This window comes from Paraniabella ginsengisoli (assembly GCF_022513635.1).
Classification (GTDB): domain Bacteria; phylum Bacteroidota; class Bacteroidia; order Chitinophagales; family Chitinophagaceae; genus Niabella; species Niabella ginsengisoli.
This window is the reverse complement of the sequence record NZ_JAKWBL010000002.1, coordinates 61205-81796: the sequence shown is the minus strand read 5'-3', so window position 1 is coordinate 81796 and position 20592 is coordinate 61205. Positions and strand designations below refer to the sequence as shown.

Annotated in this window: 31 protein-coding genes; 23 read left to right on the top strand and 8 right to left on the bottom strand. The window is 37.9% G+C overall.

From position 1 onward, the window contains the following. Nucleotides 1-35: 35 nt before the first annotated feature. From MKP09_RS27370 to MKP09_RS11510, 3 genes are read right to left on the bottom strand one after another with little or no spacing between them, the layout of a single operon-like run. Nucleotides 36-533 carry a hypothetical protein gene (locus tag MKP09_RS27370; protein ID WP_240830156.1) on the bottom strand — a complete coding sequence of 166 codons (498 nt, stop codon included), beginning with the start codon at nucleotides 531-533 and terminating at the stop codon, nucleotides 36-38. Continuing rightward, nucleotides 530-769, bottom strand: coding sequence for a hypothetical protein (locus MKP09_RS11515; protein WP_240830155.1), 240 nt, complete (start codon nucleotides 767-769; stop codon nucleotides 530-532). Before MKP09_RS11515 ends, MKP09_RS27370 begins: the two co-directional genes overlap by 4 nt. Before the next feature lie 5 nt (nucleotides 770-774). Continuing rightward, the gene (locus MKP09_RS11510) at nucleotides 775-1149 is read right to left on the bottom strand and encodes a radical SAM protein (RefSeq protein ID WP_240830154.1); all 375 of its coding nucleotides are present in this window, start codon (nucleotides 1147-1149) and stop codon (nucleotides 775-777) included. Between the two features lie 158 nt (nucleotides 1150-1307). On the opposite strand from MKP09_RS11510, the gene MKP09_RS11505 reads away from it, so the two are divergent. The 14 genes from MKP09_RS11505 (at nucleotide 1308) to MKP09_RS27365 (ending at nucleotide 10049) form a co-directional block, all read left to right on the top strand. Beyond that, complete coding sequence (locus MKP09_RS11505; protein ID WP_240830153.1) at nucleotides 1308-2018, top strand: POTRA domain-containing protein; 711 nt, start codon at nucleotides 1308-1310, stop codon at nucleotides 2016-2018. Nucleotides 2019-2068: 50 nt separating this feature from the next. Beyond that, nucleotides 2069-3016: a BamA/TamA family outer membrane protein gene (locus MKP09_RS11500; RefSeq protein WP_240830152.1), complete on the top strand. Its 948-nt coding sequence runs from the start codon at nucleotides 2069-2071 to the stop codon at nucleotides 3014-3016. A gap of 451 nt (nucleotides 3017-3467) precedes the next feature. Further along, on the top strand, nucleotides 3468-3815 hold the full coding sequence (locus MKP09_RS26025) for a DUF4271 domain-containing protein (RefSeq protein ID WP_490355047.1): 348 nt from the start codon (nucleotides 3468-3470) through the stop codon (nucleotides 3813-3815). Continuing rightward, nucleotides 3794-3970, top strand: coding sequence for a DUF4271 domain-containing protein (locus MKP09_RS28075; RefSeq protein ID WP_394801070.1), 177 nt, complete (start codon nucleotides 3794-3796; stop codon nucleotides 3968-3970). The genes MKP09_RS26025 and MKP09_RS28075 overlap by 22 nt, the downstream gene beginning before the upstream one ends. Nucleotides 3971-4005: 35 nt before the next feature. Further along, nucleotides 4006-4809: a uroporphyrinogen-III synthase gene (locus MKP09_RS11490; RefSeq protein ID WP_240830151.1), complete on the top strand. Its 804-nt coding sequence runs from the start codon at nucleotides 4006-4008 to the stop codon at nucleotides 4807-4809. A 117-nt stretch (nucleotides 4810-4926) separates the two neighbouring features. Further along, nucleotides 4927-5766 carry an outer membrane protein assembly factor BamD gene (locus MKP09_RS11485; RefSeq protein ID WP_317235310.1) on the top strand — a complete coding sequence of 280 codons (840 nt, stop codon included), beginning with the start codon at nucleotides 4927-4929 and terminating at the stop codon, nucleotides 5764-5766. Nucleotides 5767-5781: 15 nt separating this feature from the next. Beyond that, nucleotides 5782-6078 (top strand): DNA-directed RNA polymerase subunit omega, encoded by a 297-nt coding sequence (locus MKP09_RS11480; protein WP_240830149.1) that lies wholly within the window; start codon nucleotides 5782-5784, stop codon nucleotides 6076-6078. Nucleotides 6079-6286: 208 nt separating this feature from the next. Then, nucleotides 6287-6823: a flavoprotein gene (locus MKP09_RS11475; RefSeq protein ID WP_317235332.1), complete on the top strand. Its 537-nt coding sequence runs from the start codon at nucleotides 6287-6289 to the stop codon at nucleotides 6821-6823. Nucleotides 6824-6873: 50 nt separating this feature from the next. Continuing rightward, the gene (locus MKP09_RS11470; RefSeq protein WP_240830148.1) at nucleotides 6874-7476 is read left to right on the top strand and encodes a phosphopantothenoylcysteine decarboxylase domain-containing protein; all 603 of its coding nucleotides are present in this window, start codon (nucleotides 6874-6876) and stop codon (nucleotides 7474-7476) included. 1 nt (nucleotide 7477) lies between these two features. Continuing rightward, nucleotides 7478-7840, top strand: coding sequence for a DUF4296 domain-containing protein (locus MKP09_RS11465; protein ID WP_262915329.1), 363 nt, complete (start codon nucleotides 7478-7480; stop codon nucleotides 7838-7840). 29 nt (nucleotides 7841-7869) lie between these two features. Beyond that, nucleotides 7870-8037 (top strand): hypothetical protein, encoded by a 168-nt coding sequence (locus tag MKP09_RS11460; protein ID WP_240830712.1) that lies wholly within the window; start codon nucleotides 7870-7872, stop codon nucleotides 8035-8037. Further along, nucleotides 7980-8693 carry an aminotransferase class IV gene (locus MKP09_RS11455; RefSeq protein ID WP_240830146.1) on the top strand — a complete coding sequence of 238 codons (714 nt, stop codon included), beginning with the start codon at nucleotides 7980-7982 and terminating at the stop codon, nucleotides 8691-8693. Before MKP09_RS11460 ends, MKP09_RS11455 begins: the two co-directional genes overlap by 58 nt. 46 nt (nucleotides 8694-8739) lie before the next feature. Further along, a complete protein-coding gene (locus MKP09_RS11450; RefSeq protein WP_240830145.1) occupies nucleotides 8740-9108 on the top strand; it encodes a deoxyribodipyrimidine photo-lyase in 369 nt (122 codons plus the stop codon). 8 nt (nucleotides 9109-9116) lie between these two features. Beyond that, nucleotides 9117-10049, top strand: a complete 933-nt coding sequence (locus MKP09_RS27365; protein ID WP_240830144.1) for a cryptochrome/photolyase family protein — start codon at nucleotides 9117-9119, stop codon at nucleotides 10047-10049. A gap of 48 nt (nucleotides 10050-10097) precedes the next feature. Here the strand turns inward: MKP09_RS27365 and MKP09_RS11440 are convergent, their stop codons facing one another. Together MKP09_RS11440 and mqnB are read right to left on the bottom strand one after the other, a co-directional pair. Further along, on the bottom strand, nucleotides 10098-10901 hold the full coding sequence (locus MKP09_RS11440) for a 1,4-dihydroxy-6-naphtoate synthase (protein WP_240830143.1): 804 nt from the start codon (nucleotides 10899-10901) through the stop codon (nucleotides 10098-10100). Between the two features lie 46 nt (nucleotides 10902-10947). Continuing rightward, nucleotides 10948-11577 (bottom strand): futalosine hydrolase, encoded by a 630-nt coding sequence (gene mqnB, locus MKP09_RS11435; RefSeq protein WP_240830142.1) that lies wholly within the window; start codon nucleotides 11575-11577, stop codon nucleotides 10948-10950. A 53-nt stretch (nucleotides 11578-11630) separates the two neighbouring features. Between mqnB and MKP09_RS11430 the strand changes: the two genes are divergently transcribed. From MKP09_RS11430 to MKP09_RS11400, 9 genes are all read left to right on the top strand, one after another. Continuing rightward, the gene (locus tag MKP09_RS11430) at nucleotides 11631-12041 is read left to right on the top strand and encodes a 6-pyruvoyl trahydropterin synthase family protein (RefSeq protein WP_240830141.1); all 411 of its coding nucleotides are present in this window, start codon (nucleotides 11631-11633) and stop codon (nucleotides 12039-12041) included. A 54-nt stretch (nucleotides 12042-12095) separates the two neighbouring features. Further along, on the top strand, nucleotides 12096-12509 hold the full coding sequence (locus MKP09_RS11425) for a 6-pyruvoyl trahydropterin synthase family protein (protein ID WP_240830140.1): 414 nt from the start codon (nucleotides 12096-12098) through the stop codon (nucleotides 12507-12509). A gap of 32 nt (nucleotides 12510-12541) precedes the next feature. Then, nucleotides 12542-13138 carry a GTP cyclohydrolase I FolE gene (gene folE / locus MKP09_RS11420; RefSeq protein ID WP_240830139.1) on the top strand — a complete coding sequence of 199 codons (597 nt, stop codon included), beginning with the start codon at nucleotides 12542-12544 and terminating at the stop codon, nucleotides 13136-13138. Nucleotides 13139-13215: 77 nt separating this feature from the next. Further along, nucleotides 13216-13500: an ACP S-malonyltransferase gene (locus MKP09_RS26015; RefSeq protein ID WP_262915328.1), complete on the top strand. Its 285-nt coding sequence runs from the start codon at nucleotides 13216-13218 to the stop codon at nucleotides 13498-13500. Nucleotides 13501-13514: 14 nt separating this feature from the next. Continuing rightward, entirely contained in the window at nucleotides 13515-14105 is a 591-nt protein-coding gene (locus tag MKP09_RS11415; protein WP_262915327.1) for an ACP S-malonyltransferase, read from the top strand. A 76-nt stretch (nucleotides 14106-14181) separates the two neighbouring features. Continuing rightward, nucleotides 14182-15243, top strand: coding sequence for an amidohydrolase (locus MKP09_RS11410; RefSeq protein ID WP_240830138.1), 1062 nt, complete (start codon nucleotides 14182-14184; stop codon nucleotides 15241-15243). Further along, nucleotides 15228-15485 carry a hypothetical protein gene (locus MKP09_RS11405; RefSeq protein ID WP_240830137.1) on the top strand — a complete coding sequence of 86 codons (258 nt, stop codon included), beginning with the start codon at nucleotides 15228-15230 and terminating at the stop codon, nucleotides 15483-15485. Before MKP09_RS11410 ends, MKP09_RS11405 begins: the two co-directional genes overlap by 16 nt. A 40-nt stretch (nucleotides 15486-15525) precedes the next feature. Beyond that, nucleotides 15526-15660, top strand: a complete 135-nt coding sequence (locus MKP09_RS26010) for a hypothetical protein (protein ID WP_262915326.1) — start codon at nucleotides 15526-15528, stop codon at nucleotides 15658-15660. A 402-nt stretch (nucleotides 15661-16062) separates the two neighbouring features. Beyond that, nucleotides 16063-17325, top strand: coding sequence for a DEAD/DEAH box helicase (locus MKP09_RS11400; RefSeq protein ID WP_240830136.1), 1263 nt, complete (start codon nucleotides 16063-16065; stop codon nucleotides 17323-17325). Between the two features lie 90 nt (nucleotides 17326-17415). On the opposite strand, the gene MKP09_RS27360 is transcribed toward MKP09_RS11400, so the two are convergent. The 3 genes from MKP09_RS27360 to trpB all read right to left on the bottom strand — a co-directional run bounded on the left by MKP09_RS27360 (nucleotide 17416) and on the right by trpB (nucleotide 20577). Further along, nucleotides 17416-18462 (bottom strand): redoxin domain-containing protein, encoded by a 1047-nt coding sequence (locus tag MKP09_RS27360; RefSeq protein ID WP_317235331.1) that lies wholly within the window; start codon nucleotides 18460-18462, stop codon nucleotides 17416-17418. Nucleotides 18463-18612: 150 nt separating this feature from the next. After that, a complete protein-coding gene (gene trpA, locus MKP09_RS11390) occupies nucleotides 18613-19380 on the bottom strand; it encodes a tryptophan synthase subunit alpha (protein WP_240830134.1) in 768 nt (255 codons plus the stop codon). 3 nt (nucleotides 19381-19383) lie between these two features. Then, a complete protein-coding gene (gene trpB / locus MKP09_RS11385) occupies nucleotides 19384-20577 on the bottom strand; it encodes a tryptophan synthase subunit beta (RefSeq protein ID WP_240830123.1) in 1194 nt (397 codons plus the stop codon). Nucleotides 20578-20592: the final 15 nt, after the last annotated feature.

The following is a 20592-nucleotide window of genomic DNA, read 5'->3' as shown; positions in this document are numbered from 1 at the left end:
TTTCCGCCAGCTGGCGGATCGGTTTATCGTTCCGATTATTGTTCATCAAAAAACAAATCTGCCGCAATACCATCGGCATAAAGTTTCCCTTCATTCGATAATCGCAATACATCACCCTCGTGTATTAAAAGATTTTGCAGAATATATTTTTGCGCCGCTTTCATCAAAGCTTTTTCTTCTGCATCACTCAAATTTTGTAGTTCAATACCTTCAATCGTTCGCAGCGAAATCATAATAAATTCATTCAGCCGCTGAACAGGCGTTAACGCTTCCTTTTCAACCGGAAGCTCATTTTTATTGATCGCGTCAATATATTTTTGGTTATTGGCAATATTCCACTTCCGCTCCTTTCCGTTATATGAATGTGCCGAAGGCCCGATACCGATGTAGCGCTTGCCTTGCCAATACGAGGAATTATGCCTGCTTCTAAAACCTGGTTTCGCAAAGTTGGAGATTTCGTAATGCTCATATCCCGCAACTTTTAACCAGTCCATTAATAATAAAAACTGCTCCGACTGAACTTCCGGTTTCACATCTTCTTTTTATGATTCCGGATCAATTTATCCAACGGCGTTTGAGGCTCTACCGTCAAAGCATAACAGGATAAATGCGGTACGTTAAGGGTTATAGCTGTTTCTACGTTTCGTTTCCATTTCTCATTGGTCAGTCCTGGTGTGCCATAAATCAGGTCAATTGTAATATTTTTAAAATATTGCAAAGCCATTTGCAGTGATTGTTTAGCCTGAGCGGCATTATGAGCCCGATTCATCCACTTCAAATCTTCTTCAAAAAAGATTGCACGCCCATGCTCAAACGGTTGATACCAGCGGCTTTCCAGCTTTCCAATTTTTCAACAGAAATATCATCAGGATTTGCTTCCAGCGTTATTTCAGCATTTGTATTGATCGTGTAAAAAGATCGGATCGTTTTTAGAATAGTCGATATCTCTGACACCGACAAAAGGCTTGGAGTTCCGCCTCCAAAATAAATGGTATTAATTGGCTCACTATTTCCAGATGCAGTTAAGAATATCTCTTTATTGATGGCATCAAGAACGACCTGCTTCTTAGCCAAAGAAGTAGCAAAATGAAAATTGCAATAGTTGCAAGCCTGCTTGCAAAATGGAATATGTATATAAACGCCGCTCATGTCTTTTTAAAATTGATAAGTTTACATGTTTATAGCTTAACAAGTATGTATTTTTTATACCCTGCCAACTTTTCAACCTTTCAACTTTTCAACTTACTTTTACCTCGTTGAAACCTGCAAAGATACGATACCTGCTTACAGCAATTTTGCTTTTGAATATGTTGCTTATAAAAGCTCAAAACAATTATTATTTGAATATTGTTGCAGTAGACAAGGACAGTGTATTCGCTAATAATATCGCCCCACAAAAGGAATTTGTAAACAGAGATGATTGCCTTATATATATAGATCAGTTAGTTCCGCTTTTACATGCCAAAGGATATATCACAGCCTCCATTGACTCAACACGTATCGATTCTACATCGGCTACAGTTCATATATTCTTTGGCGAAATCTATAAATGGGCTGCAATACATGTGAATGAAGCCTCGCGCAGTTGGCTTGACAAAATCGGTTGGACAGAAAATAGTTTTGCCCAAAAGCAATATGATCCTAACCAGGTACTTACACTTCAGCAACGAATGCTGAATTACATGGAAAATAACGGATACCCTTTTGCTAACATTTATCTGGATAGCATCCAAATAAATGGCAATGAGGTATCAGGCAGAATAAACGTGAAACCAGGCCCACTTTACCATATTGATAGCATTAAAATAACAGGTAATGCCAAAATCAGTAACGAGTACCTGCAGCAATTTCTTGATATAAAGAACGGCGCCACTTATAACAAAGAAAAATTGCAGCAGATAAGTACAGAGTTAAAAAAACTAAACTATGTTGAGGAGCAATTTCCTCCACAGGTTATTTGGGGTAGTTCAGGCGGTACTATCGAATTATTTCTACAGCAGAAAAAAGCAGCCAGGTAAATATCATTATAGGTTTCCTTCCTAACAGCGACGCATCGGCCACTAAAAAAATGCTGATAACCGGTGAAGGATTACTCGATCTTAAAAATGCTTTTGGCGGAGGGGAAAGCATCGGTCTTATATGGCAAAGGTTACAAGCTTCATCTCAACGGTTAAATATCAGTTATGACCAGCCCTATCTATTCAATTCACCTTTTGGACTGGACCTTCGTTTCAACATGTTAAAAAGAGATTCTGCTTTTTTAAATTTTGATATTAGACTGGGAACGCAACTGGCCCTAAACCGGCAACAACGTGTAAAACTTTATGTGCAAAGATTTAGCAGTATCCTGAATTTCATTAATGAGGAAGCGATCATTGCTACAAAAAAATTACCTGAAGATGGTGATGTAAAGATCACAAATGTTGGAGTGGAATATCAACTCAATACAACTGATTATATTTTCAATCCTGTAAGCGGATTCGAATTATTATTCAACACTGCAGTTGGTAATAAAAAAGTGAAACCGAACGACCAGATATTAGATCTGCAGGACCCGGATGATCCTGCCTTTAACTTCGGAAGTTTATATGACACCGTTACAACACAATCTTATCAATTGAGATCAGTGTTGACAGCTGCCAAATATTTCCCAATTGGTAAAGCACAACGCAGTACCGTTAAAACAGCCATCAATGGTGGCTATATTTCCGGCAGCAATATTTTCAGGAATGAACTTTTTCAAATCGGTGGATATAGACTGTTAAGAGGGTTTGATGAACAAAGCCAGTTCCTTTCTCAATACGGTATAGGCACTTTAGAGTATCGTTACCTGGTTGGTGAAAACTCTTACTTTAATGTATTTACAGATGGTGGGTGGGGTAAAAATGCCAGTCGTGGTAATAACACAAGCTACACCTATGTTTCCGGCGGTTGGGACTTGCTTTTGAAACAAAAGTGGGGTTATTCAATCTGGCTTGGGCGGTGGGAAAAAGGAATGATACCAACTTTAATCTAAGACAATCTAAAATACATTTCGGGTTCGTTAACTACTTTTAGAATCTATCACTCTATTTTTGCAGCAAAATTCTCTTTTGATCAGAATTATTCTACTAATATTTTTTGTTCTTGTAGTGCGCTTTGTGGTTCTGCGCAGCCAACCCGTACCGATAGTATTGCGAAGGCCAGAATTGATAGCCTAGCTGTAGCCAAAGATTCGATATTGCGCAAAAACATTGAATTCACAAGAAAGATCATCAACAAGCATCCTTATTTTAATATAACTGAAAAAGCTGGCTACCCACCTTATGTAAAAAGATCAACCCACCGGGTAAAGAGATTTACTTTTATGTTATTACCGGCCTTTTTTTACTTTTCGCAATATTTAAAGGAGGTTTCGACAAATACTTTTCCGACCTGACACATCTTTTTTTCGGCGCAGTTTAAAACAACGGCAGCTAAAAAAGCAAGTGGTTCAAAATTCATTACCATCGCTGCTCTTCAACATTTTTTTTGTTGTTACAGCGGGGATATATATTGCATTATCTGTACAACGAATTACACCTGCAATTAACTTTCCATTTTGGCAATTATTCATATACGCCGTAATATTAGTAGGTGTTGTGTATCTTTTCAAATATGGTATTTTGAAATTTATTGGTTGGGTATTTAAGGTAACTAAGCTTGCAGATAATTATATATTTCTTATTTTTCTTGTTAATAAAATATTGGCCATACTATTGTTGCCGCTAATCATTATTATTGCGTTAACGGGAAAGCCGGCTAATACAATCGCCTGGACTTTAAGCGGCTGCTAATTTCAGGTTTTGTTTTATATCGTTACATAGCAGCTGTCGGGTTAGTAAGAAAAGAAAAAACAATAAGTTTCTTTCATTTCTTGTTATACATAAGTGCTTTCGAAATTTTGCCTACGGTAATACTGTACAAAGGAATCGTAGCCTTTTTAAAATAATAGCGTACTTTTGCAAACAATTTTAGGAATTGCTAATGTTAAATGAAGTAAAAAAATCAGGGACCAAGTCTTCAACGGACAAAATCGAACGTATACTCATTACTCAACCCAAACCGTTAAGCGATAAGTCGCCTTTTTTCGAGTTGGAAAGAAAATATGGAGTAACGCTTGATTTTGAACCACTGATAAGCATAGTCCCCATTTTAGGAAAAGATTTCAGGCAACAAAAAATAAATATCTCCAGATTTACCGGTGTTATTTTTACAAGCCGCAATGCTATTGATCACTTTTTTCGCACTTGTGAAGAAAACAAAATCACGGTTTCTCAGGATACTAAATATTTCTGCATAACCGAAGCGGTTGCCCTTTACCTGCAAAAATTTATTTTATATAGAAAACGTAAAGTGTTTTACGGAGCTGATGGTACTAATAAAAGCTTGTTCGATGTTATGAACAAGCACAAAGAAAACCTAAGCTTTTTGTATGTTTGTTCTGAAAACCAGCAGGACAGCGACATTGTTAACTGGTTAAAAAATCATAACTGCGACTTTGAATTAGCCTTTATGTATCGTTCGCAAAGCAACGATGTAAAAGGTGCTGTGGGAGAAAAGCGTTTTGACATCATTTGTTTCTTCACTCCTTCTGGTATAAAAAGCTGGTTCAACAACTTTCCAAAATTTAAGCAAAACGGAATGGTTGTAGGTACTTTTGGGGATAACACCAAGGCAGAGGCTGTTAAACAGGGATTAACTCCCCAGATTATTGCACCTAAGCCAAAATCGCCAAGTATGATTACCGCCTTAGATCATTTTTTGGCAGAACATGCTAAAAACAATTGATTATCAAAGGTCTGATTTCTACGTTTTTCGATTTTTCAAAATACTAAAATTCTTTACCAAAACCTTAACTATCATATAGTTAGGCAGGTCATTATTTTTAGCAAAATTTGCCGCATTATGGTTAACTTTGCAAACTTTATGAGATTTGTAATCGCTATTTTTTTAGTATCATTCTTAATATCCTGTGGCCCCGGCATGAACAAGATATTAAAAAGCAAAGACCCCGCATACAAGTTAAAAATGGCGGATGATTTCTATGCTAAAAAGAAGTGGATGAAGGCGCAAACTATTTATGAAGATGTGTTGCCTTATTATAAAACCACACCGCAAGCTGAAGACATTTATTACAAATATGCTTACTCGGCTTACAATCAGAAGGACTATATAAACGCTGAGAATCTTTTTAAGAACTTTCTTGAAGGTTATCGCAATAGCGCCAGATCGGAAGAAATAGAATATATGCGTGCATACACTTTCTTCCTTCAATCGCCAAAGGCCGAGTTGGATCAGACAAATACTTATAAAGCAATCAGCAACCTTCAAACATTTATCAATACGCATCCGCAATCTGTAAGAAACACAGAAGCAAATCGCCTTATTGATGAATTGAGAAAAAAGCTGGAGACCAAGGATTATAAATCAGCTATGTTGTATTATAATCTGGGCGAATTCAGAGCCGCAGGTGTTACTTTTACAACCTTGCTGGAAAACTTTCCTGAATCTAACGTTTCAGATGAATACAAATTTATGGCAGTAAGGTCTTTTTATCGGGCTGCTGAATTAACAGTAGTCACTAAAAAAGTTGAGCGTTATAGGGAAGTGGTAAATGCAGCAAATGACTTTTTAGAACGTTTTCCCGACAGTAAATATCGTAAAGATGTAGAAGCCTACATCACATCATCAAATACAGAAATACAAAAATTTAGCAATAATGAGCAAGTTAAGACGACAACTTAGCGCTGGCATACCGGTGTGGAAACCAAAGATCTGGGTATCATCAAAAGCAAAACCGGCAATCTTTACGAATCTATCGCCATCATCGCTAAAAGATCGAACCAGATCAACATCTCTATTAAAGAGGAATTACACAATAAGCTGGATGAATTTGCCAGCCACACTGATTCTTTAGAAGAGATTCATGAAAATAAAGAGCAGATCGAAATTTCGAGAGCATACGAAAGAATGCCCAATCCTGCTTTATTAGCAACACATGAGTTTTTAGATGATAAAGTTTATTTCAGAAAGGCAGAAGACGAACTATTCAGCTAATCGCATTTTAGTAAAAAATTAAAACCACAGTAACATTTAAATGTCTGTGGTTTTTCTGTTTTTGAATAATTTTGTAGTCGGCTGTGTGCTACTATCATCTATCTTGCGTCGCACACTTGAACAGAAGAATATAACTCACCAGATTAATAGTTGCTGTTTGATTGACTATTAACTATTGACCCATTGACGAAATGTTACAAGGCAAAAAATATTAATCGGAATATCAGGTAGCATTGCAGCCTACAAATCAATTCAAATCGTACGATTATTGGTAAAACAAGGCGCTGAAGTAAAGGTAGTAATGACTGCTGCTGCAAAAGATTTTGTTTCACCTTTGGTGTTATCAACATTATCAAAAAACGAAGTGTTGAGCGATATGTTTGCAGAAAACACATGGGCCAATCATGTGCAGTTAGGGCGCTGGGCAGATGTAATGTTAATAGCTCCATTAAGTTGTAACACGCTGGCCAAAATGGCCAATGGGCAATGTAACAATCTATTGCTTTCGGTTTACCTCTCTGCTACCTGTCCCGTTATTGCAGCTCCTGCAATGGATGAAGATATGTGGCACCATGCAACCACAGCCCGTAATATCGCTACATTAAAAAATGATGGCGTTGCCATTATACAACCTGGCAATGGAGAATTGGCGAGTGGTTTGTTTGGCGATGGTCGCATGGAAGAACCGGAATACATCGTTTCTGCGTTGCAGCATTTTTTCCAAAAAATAATAGCTCATTATTAGGTAAAAGAGTTTTAGTTACAGCCGGGCCAACACATGAGGCTGTCGATCCCGTGAGATTTATTGGTAACCATTCATCCGGTAAAATGGGAATAGCCCTGGCAAAGGAATGTAGAGATCGAGGAGCAGAAGTAACCTTGGTACTCGGCCCGGTAAATTTACCGACAGAATATGAAGGCATTACCATCATCACTGTAACATCATCTGACGAGATGTACAACGCCTGTCATGATCATTTTAAAAATAGCGACATAGCTTTGATGGCCGCAGCCGTAGCAGATTACAAGCCTGAAACCATTAGCGAACAAAAAATTAAAAAGACAGACACTTCTGTTCCTGAATTAAAGCTGGTTAAAACAAAAGACATCCTTAAAAGCCTTGGCGCAATAAAAGGGGACGATCAGGTATTGTTAGGTTTTGCTTTAGAGACGAATAATGAAAAAGCCAACGCATTGGAAAAATTGAATTCAAAGAATGCAGACTTTATTGTACTTAACTCACTCAATGATGGCGCAGCATTTGGAAGTGACACCAATAAGATTACCATCTATACAAAAAACGGTGAAGAAATAAAATTCGAATCCAAAAGTAAAAGCCAAGTAGCCGCTGATATTATTGACACCGTTACGAATTATTCAAAAACTTTAAGTATTTAACATGCTGCGTTGTTTCTACATTTTAGCGATAATCGTTGTTTTTGCTGCTTGCCGAAGTAATTCAGGTAAAGATATTTTACCAAAAGAAAAAATGGAAAAAGTTTTATGGGATGTGGCACAAAGCAGCGAGTTTTTGAATGGCTTTGTTTATTATAAATATCCCGAACAAAATAGGGTCGCTTTAAATAATGCTATGCTGGATAAGGTGTTTAAAATCCATAAAATAACAAAAGAGCAGTTTGATAATACACTAGAGTATTATAGAAAGAATCCGGAAAAATTTAAAGTTATCGTGGACTCCATTACCACCAAACAAAAGCGCCTGACCGACGTAGACACCGCGTCTGCCAAAGCCATCCAATAAATTCATTAACTATTAACCAGGCTTCATTCATGCTGAAAATTTGTTATAATGGACATTACTACAGCGAGCATGAAGCTATTTTGCAGGCAGGTAATAAAAGTTACCGCTATGGCGATGGTTTTTTCGAAACGATAAGAGTATGGAAAAACGAAATCCTGTTATCTTCTTATCACAAAAAAGAATTGAAAAAAGTATAGCTCTTTTACATTATATATGGCCACAACATCTAACGGTAGAGCAGTTGTTCTCACAAATAAAAATACTTTGTGAAAAAAACAAGTGTACGGCGTCTGCTCGTGTACGGTTGTCATTTTCTAATGGTAATGGCGGATTATATGACGGTGGTGGTAAACTGAATTATCTTATCGAAGCATGGTCTTTAGACACATCAATAAACGATTTGAATGTAAATGGCATGGTCACCGGCTTTTGCCCTCTTGTTAAAAAAAGTTGTGATCATGTTGCAAACCTTAAATCCGCATCAGCACTGACATACAGCGTTGCCGCACAATATGTCCAACAGCAAAAATGGAATGATTGTATCATTCTGAATCATCGCGAAAATATATGCGAAACGACGATTGCAAATTTATTCTGGATTAAAAACGGTACTATCTTTACGCCTTCACTAACAGAAGGATGTGTTGACGGTGTGATGCGGGCATATTTAATTGACACAATCGAAACGATAACAGAAACACCTTGCAGGCCCATAGATCTGCTTGAGGCCGATGAAGTTTTTATTACCAATGTTATCCGCGGTATCAGATGGATCCGATCAGTAGAAAATATAAACTACACTAATCAACTCACATCCCGGCTTCATCAGCAATATATAACTTCTCTTTTTTAAAACAGGTTCGCTTTTTGTAGTTGTTGTACAGCAAAACTATTTAAGATTGAAAAAGAAAATGGTAAGTATATTCTGGTTTCGCAGAGATCTTCGGCTGGAAGATAATGCAGGACTGTATCACGCTTTAAAAGACGAACATGTAGTGCAGCCTGTCTTTATATTCGATACAGAAATATTGGATGAGTTGAAAGATCCAAATGATAAACGAATGGTGTTTATCTATCAGGCATTAGAAAAAATTCAGCAACAGTTAATCAAACTTGGCAGCACATTGGACGTTCGTTATGGTAAACCGGAAGAAGTTTTTAAAGGCCTTGAAAAAGATTACAACATTCAGGCGATTTATTTAAATAACGACTATGAGCCTTATGCCCGAAAACGCGACAATAATATTTACAGTTATTTCAAAAAATAGAAATTCCTGTGAAAGGATTTAAAGATCAGGTCATTTTTGAAAGGAATGAAATAGTTAAAAGTGATGGCACGCCATACACTATTTACACACCATACGCTAATAAATGGTTGTCGGCTTTGAAGCCATTTCATTTAACATCATATCCAACAAAAAAATACTGGCGCAATTTTCATACACAAAAAGCAGTATCTATCCCTTCGTTACAGAAGATCGGTTTTAAGCATAACAACGCAATCTTTCCTGACGCTCAACCAGACAATGGATTGATTAAAGATTATGACAAAACAAGAGATATACCCGGCATTAAAGGAACATCAAGGTTAAGTATTCATTTAAGATTTGGAACCATCAGCATACGTAAGTTGGCGACTAAAGCACAAAACTTAAACCAACCATATCTTAAAGAGCTTATCTGGCGCGACTTCTATCAAATGATCTTGTTCCATTTTCCATATGTCGTTGATCAATCATTTAAGAGTGAATATGATAAAATAAACTGGCGCAACAATGAAAAGGAATTTGAAGCCTGGTGCAAAGGCCAAACCGGTTATCCCATTGTAGATGCAGGCATGAGAGAATTAAATGAAACAGGTTTTATGCATAATCGTATAAGAATGGTGACTGCGTCTTTTCTTACCAAACATCTATTGATCGACTGGCGCTGGGGTGAAGCATACTTTGCGGAGAAGCTGTTAGATTATGATCTGGCATCGAACAATGGCGGCTGGCAATGGGCGGCTGGCAGTGGTTGCGACGCGGCACCTTACTTCAGGATTTTCAATCCTTATATTCAAACAAAAAAATTTGATCCTGAATTTAAGTATATAAAAAAATGGGTTCCTGAATTTGAAAGTGAAAACTATCCCGAACCTATCGTAACACATGAATTTGCCAGAGAACGTTGTCTGGAAACTTATAAGAAAGCTTTAAGAAAGGAGTAGGAAATAGTAAGAAGCTATTTTATAAGACATTTTCCTATCTACTACTTGTCATGTCCTACTTGTATCAAAAACATTCCTCAACACATCAATTGCATTTCGCCCATCCATTCCCAAATCCAGACTATAGTCGTTTACATATAACTCGATATGTTGCCGCATAACATCTTCGCTCATTGCCTGCGCATGCTGTTTTACATAATTCGAAACAATTGGATATTCGCCAAACGAATACTGAAGGCTTTTATTAATTAAACTATTTACAATGCCATACACATCTTCACCCAACTCTCTTTTTATAACAATACCACCAAGCGGTATAGGTGCATTCATTTTTGCTTCCCAATGCTCGCCTAAATCCAACACTTTATGCAACCCTTTCTGTTGGTAAGTAAACCTGTTTTCATGAATGATCACACCAAGATCAGCGGCACTATTTACAACTGCATCTTCAATTTCATGAAAAATTTTAAACACTTTATTCTTTGCATTAGGATAAGCAAAACTGAAAAGCATATTTGCGGTAGTGTTCACACCTGGCAATACAATAGTAGCGTTATTAACATCTTCGTCAGAAAAGGATTTTTGATTTTTAGAAATCAAGAGTGGCCCCACTCCTTTTCCTAAAGCACTACCGGCATGTAATAATTGATATATTTCCGAAGTTCTGAAAAAAGCAGGAAAACTTAGTTTAGTAACATCTAGCTTACCCTCAAGAGCCCACCTGTTAAGGGTTTCAACATCCTCAAGTACAGGTTCAAATTGAATACCACCAGTATCAATCTTTCCATTTACCAATACATCAAATATAAATGTATCGTTTGGGCAGGGTGAAAATCCTAATGACAAAACCATTTAAATGTAGAATATTAAATTTTGAATGTAAAATATAGTCCATTGACTATTGACCATCGATCACTCTCATCAGCTCTGTGTTCAAATTAGTAATAGCTTCCGCTATTTTCCATTTGCTTTTATCGCGCACCCCAACATAATTAGAGATAGCTCTTATTTGTAAAAATGGGATTTTCTCAACCAATGCCACATAATGCAAAGCTGCACCTTCCATCGATTCCAACACAAATCCTTGCTTTATAAACAAACTGATTCTGGATTTGTTCGTACTTATTTCATTAACTGTAGTTGCTGATACAGTTTCTAATCCAGTATTCGCTATTAACTTTCTATGCGGATTTACCAGCCAGCCTTCTTTAAATGGCTTTTGATGGGATGGAATTAGATTCAAATCGAAAATGGATTTCCATTCTTTATGCTCAACAACTCCAATATCTCCAAAATTATCTTTCGATACCAACAGCACATCGCCTAAAGCATATTTTCTATTGAAGCAGCCTGCTATACCCGCCTGTATAATAAGTTTGGGTTTATATTTTTGAATCGCTTTTGTTATGACATAGACAGAGGGCGCAGCCCCTACTCCACTTATCACAACAGTTGCGCCCATCTTCTTCAATTTTCTTATTGATGGTTGTATTTCAAAGCCAGTAGCTGCAATAATCAAAATATCCATAAAAAATTATTCATGCAAATGTCGTTATTCTTTCTAAATGTTACCTTTGTGCGATGGTATATCTCACAAGACAGGAACATTTTAATGCAGCACACCGGCTTTATAACCCAGGTTGGGACGATGCTAAAAATGAAGAAGTGTTTGGAAAATGTGCTAATCCCAACTGGCACGGACATAATTACGATTTACTGGTAACTGTAAAGGCTAAGCCCAATAATGATACGGGTTTTGTATTTGATGTAAAGAAGTTAAGCACGATCATTCGCGAATATGTAACCGAAAAACTGGATCATAAAAATCTTAATGAAGATGTAGATTTCATGAAAGGAAAAATGTGCAGTACCGAAAATCTCGCTATTGAAATCTGGAAACAATTAGCGCCTCATATTCCAGCAGGTATTCATTTGCATTGCATCAAATTGTACGAAACACCACGCATTTATGTAGAATATTTTGGCGAATAAAGCCGCCATTCATTTTATATTCTGCATTTTAAATTTTATCATTTAACATTTCCAATGAAAGTATCTGTATACAGACAAGAACATTTTAATGCTGCTCATCGTTTATATAATGCTGAATGGGACGAGGTTAAGAACCAGAGCGTTTTTGGAAAGTGCGCTTATCCAAATTATCATGGCCACAATTATGATGTTGTGGTTAAGGTAACAGGTGATCCCGATCCCAAGACCGGCTTTGTGATGGACATGAAAGAGCTTAGCGATATTATAAAAAGAGAAGTTCTTGCTAAATTCGATCATAAAAACCTCAATTTGGATACTGAAGAATTTAAAACATTGAATCCCACAGCCGAAAATATATCCATTGTAATATATAATTTATTAAGGCCGCATATTGAAGCCAAACTTGATCTTCAGATAAGGCTTTATGAAACGCCAAGAAATTTTGTGGATTATCCCGCCAACGGATAATTTGCTGTATATTGAATATAATTAATCAGAAGATGTCCTACACAAAAATTGAAACATACGATGAGCCAACCACAGAAGGTCTCATCAAGAATTATAAAGATGCCCTAACATTATTAGGCGAAGATCCATTGCGTGAAGGATTGCTCAAAACACCGGAACGGCAAGCCAAAGCAATGCAATATCTTACACAAGGTTATCAGCTGGATGCTCACGCAATTATCAATTCCGCAAAATTTCATGAAGACATTAGCGAAATGATCGTTGTAAAAGATATTGAACTTTACAGCATGTGCGAACACCATGTATTACCCTTCTTTGGAAAGGCCCATGTAGCCTATATTCCAAGCGGATGGATCACCGGCCTTAGCAAAATTGCAAGGGTGGTTGATGTGTTTAGCAGACGGCTTCAGGTTCAGGAAAGATTGACCGTTCAAATAATGAACGCCATAAAAGAAACATTAAATCCGATAGGTGTAGCTGTAGTAATAGAAGCCAAGCATTTATGCATGATGATGCGGGGCGTACAAAAGCAAAATTCTGTAACAACAACTTCTGCATTTGATGGGGAATTTCAAAAAAACTCCACCAGAAGTGAGTTTTTAAAATTAATAAGTGCAGATTTGCACTAAACAAATAAGGCAAAAATATAATGCAAAAAGCTTTGTATCTTAGCCCGCTCGAAACTAAAAAGAAACTATAGATAAAGATGAAGCACGCATTTGTTTTTCCCGGTCAGGGGGCGCAGTTTTCAGGAATGGGAAAAAGCCATTACGACCAAAGCGTATTTGCAAAAAAATTATTTGAACAGGCAAATGAAATACTGGGTTTCCGTATTTCGGATGTTATGTTCAATGGTACAGACGAAGAATTAAAACAAACAAACGTAACCCAACCAGCAGTATTTCTTCATTCTATCGTTGCATATCGCACCATTGAAGAAGCAAAACCAGATATGGTCGCGGGCCATTCTTTAGAGAGTTTTCTGCATTAGTGGCCAACGGAACAATGATTTTTGAGGATGCATTGCAATTGGTAGCAGTACGTGCAGCAGCTATGCAAAAGGCTTGTGACATCACTCCTTCAACAATGGCAGCAATCATTAATCTTTCTGACGAAAAAGTTGAAGAGATTTGCGCTGAAACTCAAAAAGAAACGGGTGAAATTGTAGTACCAGCCAACTATAATTGTCCAGGCCAGCTGGTAATTAGTGGCAGCATTAAAGGTATAGAAGTGGCTTGCGAAAAAATGAAAGCAGCAGGTGCTAAAAGAGCTTTGGTATTACCTGTAGGAGGTGCTTTTCATTCTCCTTTAATGGAACCCGCTAAAATGGAATTGCAGGAAGCAATAGAAAAAACAACCTTTCACAATCCCGTTTGTCCGGTTTATCAAAACGTAACAGCCAAGCCGGTAAGAGACAAAGACGAAATCAAAGAAAATCTCATAGCACAACTTACTGGTGCCGTAAAATGGACACAGAGCATACAGGCGATGATTGAAAACGGTGCGTCAAAATTTACAGAAGCGGGACCGGGAAAAGTGTTGCAGGGTTTAATTCAAAAAATTGATAAGACAACGCAAGTGGAAGGCGTTAGCTAAAAGCCCACGATTTAAATAGTGTAGGTTATGAATACGCAATGATTTGATATTATATATTATTAATTAACTTAGGGCAATGAGAAAACCAATAGTCTTCGTTGCCCTTTTTCTTTTTACATATTCAGTCGTTATTGCGCAGCAATCGACTCAAACGATCAACTCTAAAGCCGCAGCAATACAATCAAAGCTGGTTGAATGGAGGCGGCATATTCATCAGAACCCGGAACTTAGCAACCGAGAGTTTAAAACACAACAATATGTATTGGCGCATCTTAAAAAACTAGGCATCGAAACACAAACGATGGCAAAGACGGGTGTAGTGGGCATTTTGAAAGGTGGAAAGCCTGGGCCGGTAATTGCTTTACGCGCCGATATGGACGCGTTACCAGTTTTAGAAAGAAACGATCTCCCCTATCGCTCAACTACAAAAGGCGAGTACTTAGGTAAGGAAGTGCCTGTAATGCATGCGTGTGGACATGATGCACATGTGGCTATATTAATGGGAACAGCTGAAGTGCTGGCATCTATGCAAAAGGACATTCCCGGTACTGTAAAATTTATTTTTCAACCGGCAGAAGAAGGCGCTCCACCCGGTGAAGAAGGCGGAGCCGCACTAATGGTAAAAGAAGGTGTAATGGATAATCCAAAAGTAGATGTTGTGTTTGGCCTTCATATTGAAAGCTGGATCGAAGAAGGGAAAGTATTTTATAAGTCAGGGCCATTTATGGCAGCCAGTGATTGGTTCACCGTTAAAGTAAAAGGCAAACAATCTCATGGTGCACAACCCTGGTTAAGCGTTGATCCAATTGCGACCGCCGCACAGATCATCAATAGTCTTCAACAAATTGTAAGCAGGCAGCAGGACATTACCAAAGCGCCTGTAGTTCTTACAGTTGGTAAAATCAACTCTGGCGTACGAAATAATATCATACCTGAAGAACTTGAATTTGCAGGCACCATCCGTACTTTCGACACCGCAATGCAGGAAGATATTCATCGCCGGTTAAAACATATTTCAGAAAATGTAGCTGCTGCCAATAATGCTACCGTGGAGGTAAGCATTACTAAAAACACTCCTGTTACTTATAACCATATTGGACTTACAAAAAGATCGTGCCTGTTTTGGAACAGGCTGTAGGCAAGGAAAATGTACAGGAAACTAAATGGGTAACAGGCGCTGAAGATTTTTCCTTTTACGGAACCAAAGCGCCGGCGGTATTTTTATATTATGGAGGAATGCCCAAAGGAAACGACCCTTCAAAAGCTCCGTCACATCACACACCGGACTTTATCATTTCTGATGCGCTGTTACAGAACGGAGTTAAAGTGTTCTGTAATTTGGTGATTTCTCTCCCCAAGATCTATGGCAATTTCCAATAAAAAAATTAGTCAAAAAGAACAATTTTCTTTTATTAATTATTTGATGGTATTAATTCCAAAAAACAGAAACCCTTCTACTGACAATAGCGCTCTCGAATCCCAAATCGACCAACTCGTTTACCAGCTTTACGATTTAACCGATGAAGAAATAAAAATTGTTGAAGGAAATGATTAAAACCATTTAAAATTTGCGGCTAGCAATATATAACCACGACACGCCATAACCCGCGGTTTAAACCGTGGGTTATAAAAAACACGATAAATACGCCTAAACCGTTTCAACGGTTTTGATCAATGACGATACGCTTACATTAACACGGTTTAAATGGTTAATCATTTTTGAATATTTGACGCTTCCCATAACCCACGATTTAAATCGTGGGCTATAAAACATGACAAAAAACCTAGACCGTTTCAACGGTTTAAGCCGGAGCACTAATGACGGATTTTAAAACTATCGATTAAAACCCCTAACTTTGCACGTTTCCGTCAGATTTCCATGTCCACGATTTAAAACATGGGCTGCTGCAACCGTATCCCGTTATCTACAAACACAAAATTCCTTACAAGTATAAACATGCATTTTAGCGAACTAAATATTATTGAGCCTATTTTAAAGGCAATCAAAGAAGAAGGTTATACCCAGGCTACACCTATCCAAACACAAGCCATTCCACAACTATTAGCGGGCCACGATGTACTTGGCTGCGCGCAAACCGGCACAGGAAAAACTGCCGCATTTTCAATACCCATTCTTCAAATGCTTTCAAAGCATGGTACGGAAAAAGGAAAGCGCAACATCAAATCGCTGATACTTACACCTACACGCGAACTGGCCATTCAAATTGAAGATAGCCTAAATGCTTACGGCAGACATTTGCACCTGCGTAGTGCTGTAATTTTCGGAGGCGTTAATCAAAACAAGCAAACCAATGCTTTAGCGGGCGGTGTAGATATTTTGGTAGCAACACCCGGTCGCCTGCTTGATTTGATCAACCAGGGATTTATCAGGCTTAATAGCATAGAATTCTTTGTACTTGATGAAGCTGACCGTATGCTTGATATGGGATTTATTCACGACGTTAATAAGATTTTGAAACTGTTACCGCCCAAACGTCAAAACCTGTTTTTCTCGGCCACCATGGCTCCCGAAATTTTAAAATTAGCAGGAGCTATTTTACGAAACCCGGTAAAGGTAGAAGTAACGCCGGTTTCATCTACTGTTGAGAAAATTACTCAGTCAGTATATTTTGTTGATAGAGCCAATAAAAACACATTGTTAGTTGACGTACTAAACGATTCGGTTGCAGAAAACGTTTTGGTTTTTAGCAGAACAAAACATGGTTGTGATAAAATTGTGCGACATATTTCAAAACACGGCATTAAGTCGGACGCTATTCATGGCAATAAAAGTCAGAACAATCGTCAGCGGGCGTTAGGGAATTTTAAAAGCAAAGCCATACGTGTACTTGTGGCTACTGACATTGCAGCCCGTGGAATTGATATAGAAGGAATGGAGCTTGTAATTAACTATGATCTTCCTAATGTTCCGGAAACCTATGTACACCGCATTGGGCGCACGGGCAGAGCCGGAAATGAAGGCCAGGCTATTTCGTTTAGCGATTTTGAAGAAAAGGCATTTTTGAAAGATATTGAGAAATTGACCCGGCAACAAATACCGGTTATTGACAATCATCCCTATCCAATGGAAGTTTTCGAGATCGCTAAAAAAATGGAACGACCATCAAGGCATCATGCATTAAAGAACACCAATTCCATTAAAAGGAATAATGTTACAGATCAAAAAGCAACGCCTTCAAAAACAGGAAAAAAATCCTAGTACGGAAGAAAAGAGCGGTATTAATAGTATCAAATAAGCCACAATTAAAATCATGGCTTATGAAAATATCAGATCACGGTTGGCATTGTTTTACTTGCCTAAAATTTCTGCAAGTTTCTCATCCAACGCATCTCCACGAAGATCTTTAGCGATAATTTTACCATCGGGTCCAATTAACAAGTTCCGTGGAATAGAAGTGATTTTGTATTTCAAGGCTACCTCATTTTCCCAGCCTTTAAGATCACTAACCTGAGTCCATTTTAATTCATCTTTTGCAATAGCACGCAGCCAATCTTCTTTATCCTCATCTAAAGAAACGCCCAGTACAGTAAAGTTTTTGTCTTTAAATTTATCAAAGGTTTTTACTAAAAAATGATTTTCCTTTCGGCATGGGCCGCACCAGCTCGCCCAAAAATCTACCAGCACATATTTGCCATGAAATTGAGAAAGCGACACCGATTTTCCTGTTGTATCGGGTTGAGAAAAATCCAATGCCATACTTCCAACCGAATTAAACTTTGCACTTACAATAGCCTGTTTCAACTGGCCGCCAAATACATTACTTAGTGCAGCCGGTTTCAAACTATTAGCACGTTTTTCTAAAACAGAAACATCTTCTGTAAGATTGATGGTTGAAAGAATAGCCAGAGTACTAACGGGTGAAGCAGGATTTTTATCAATAAAGTCGTCTACCGATTTTTGAATATCTGCTACAGCATTGTCGAGTTTGATCCTTAATTCTTCGCTTCCATTACCAGATTGTAATTGCTGAACCAGTTGATTTAAGTCACCAAATTTTGGAACAAAGGTGTTTTGAAATTCAGTAAAATTATTTTGTATAGATGATCCTGTGTACTTCCACTCATCGGCTTTTTGCTTGATATCTCCTTTTACAGAAACAGTTTCATTGCCTAAAAAAACTGCAGTTTTTATACTATCCCCCACACCCAAACCCAATAGCGATGAGGCTTCCAGCTGTGTAGAAAGTATAAAAGCGCCTGCATGTGATATAGTGTCTGCCAGCGGAACTCCGGGATTTTCCAGATCAGTAAGTACCACTTTGCTACCATCAGGTAAGCCAGATATGTTACCGGTTAGTGTTAGCTTTTGACCAAAGGCAAAAAAGGAAGGAGAAATATTGCTGCTGAAAAAAAATTCGGTTCATTAATAATATTTACGAATTAAAAACAGATGACACTTGCAGTATTGTACAAGTGAGTGACACAACACAGATGAGCGATGTACACAGCTGGTTGCAAAAATAAACGCTGCAACCTAAGATATTTGTTAATTAAGAATACTTTGTATAAAACTTTTGGTAATAACTTCCGGTGTTTGCGCGTGCTGGATGATTTTTACATACGCTGATCCGATGATCGCACCATTCGCATACTTGCAGGCATCGTTGAATGTTTTTTTGTCTTTGATACCAAAGCCCACTAAAACCGGATTCTTTAAATTGTAGGTTTGAAGTTTTTGCAAATAGCGTTCCACTGCTTCAAAATCCTTTTCGCCGCCTGTTGTGGATGACGAAGAAACGGCGTATAAAAAACCACTACTTAACTCATCCAACTTTTTAATACGTTCTTCCGAAGTTTCGGGCGTTACCAGGAAAATAAAATCGAGATTATATTTTTCCAAAATAGATTTATAAGTTTTTTCAAACTCATGTTGAGGAAGATCGGGAAGTATCAACCCATCAATTCCAACCTCAGCGGCATGTTTACAAAAATTTTCAAATCCGTATTGTAACACTGGATTCATGTAACCCATTAACACAACCGGGATTGAAATCTCATTGCGCATATCTTTCAACTGATCAAAAAGCACATGCATGTTCATTCCATTTTCTATAGCAATGGAACTGCTTTTTTGAATGGTCTCGCCATCTGCTAATGGATCGCTATAAGGCATACCCAACTCAATAATATCTGTTCCACTTTCCTGCAAAGCTTTCATAACAGACAAAGTGCTGTCTAATTTTGGATAGCCTGCCGTGCAATAAATATTTAATATTTTCTTTCCCGATTTAAAAGTTTCACTTAATCTGCTCATCACTTATTTTTTATTCAATTCTTTCATATAGGTTTCCATGTCTTTATCACCTCGGCCACTTAGGCAAATCACAATGTTATCGTCCTTTTTAAATTTGATTTGATTTAAAGCCGCCAATGCATGCGCACTTTCCAGAGCGGGGATAATACCTTCTAATTTAGCCAGTTCAAAAGATGCTTCTAAAGCCTCTTTATCAGTAGCACTTAAAAATTTTCCGCGTCCGGTTGCAAATAAATTGGCATGCATCGGTCCAATGCCTGGATAATCCAAACCGGCTGAAATGCTGTGTGGCTCTACAACCTGTCCGTCTGCTGTTTGCATTACATAACTTTTGCTACCATGTAAAATACCAGGCTTGCCTAACTGTGTAGTAGCTGCGCTCATTCCCGAATTCACACCACAGCCTGATGCTTCAACAGCAATAATATCGACTGAAGGTTCATCTAAAAAATGATAAAAAGTTCCGGCGGCATTGCTTCCGCCACCAACACAAGCTATAACTGCTTTTGGTAATTCCGACCCTGTTTTTTCTTTTAATTGCGTACGAATTTCTTTACTGATAATACTTTGAAAACGGGTTACCATATCGGGATAAGGATGCGGACCAACTACGCTTCCAATAATATAAAAAGTATCGTCGGGATGATTGATCCAATCTCTGATAGCCTCGTTGGTAGCGTCTTTCAGCGTTTTGCTTCCGCTTGTTGCAGGCACAACAGTTGCTCCCAGCATTTTCATTCTTGCTACATTGGGTGCCTGGCGCTGAATATCTTTTTCACCCATATAAACAATACATTGTAAACCTTTCAGGGCACAAACAGTTGCCGTTGCCACACCATGTTGACCGGCGCCGGTTTCAGCAATGATGCGCTTTTTACCCAGTCGTTCTGCTACTAATATCTGGCCTATAGTATTATTTACTTTATGCGCACCGGTGTGGCAAAGGTCTTCGCGCTTTAAATAAATATTGGTTTTGTATTTATCAGATAATCTTGCTGCGTAATATAAAGGCGTTTCGCGACCTGCATAGTCTTTTAGCAAAAACTGATATTCTTTCTGAAAAGATTCACTTTTAATAATGTCTAAGTAGTTCGACCTAAGTTCTTCTACATTGCGATAGAGCATTTCGGGGATGTATGCGCCACCAAATTCGCCATAGTAACCCAACTCATCGGGCTCTTTATAAGTTGCCTGCATGCTATTCAATAAATT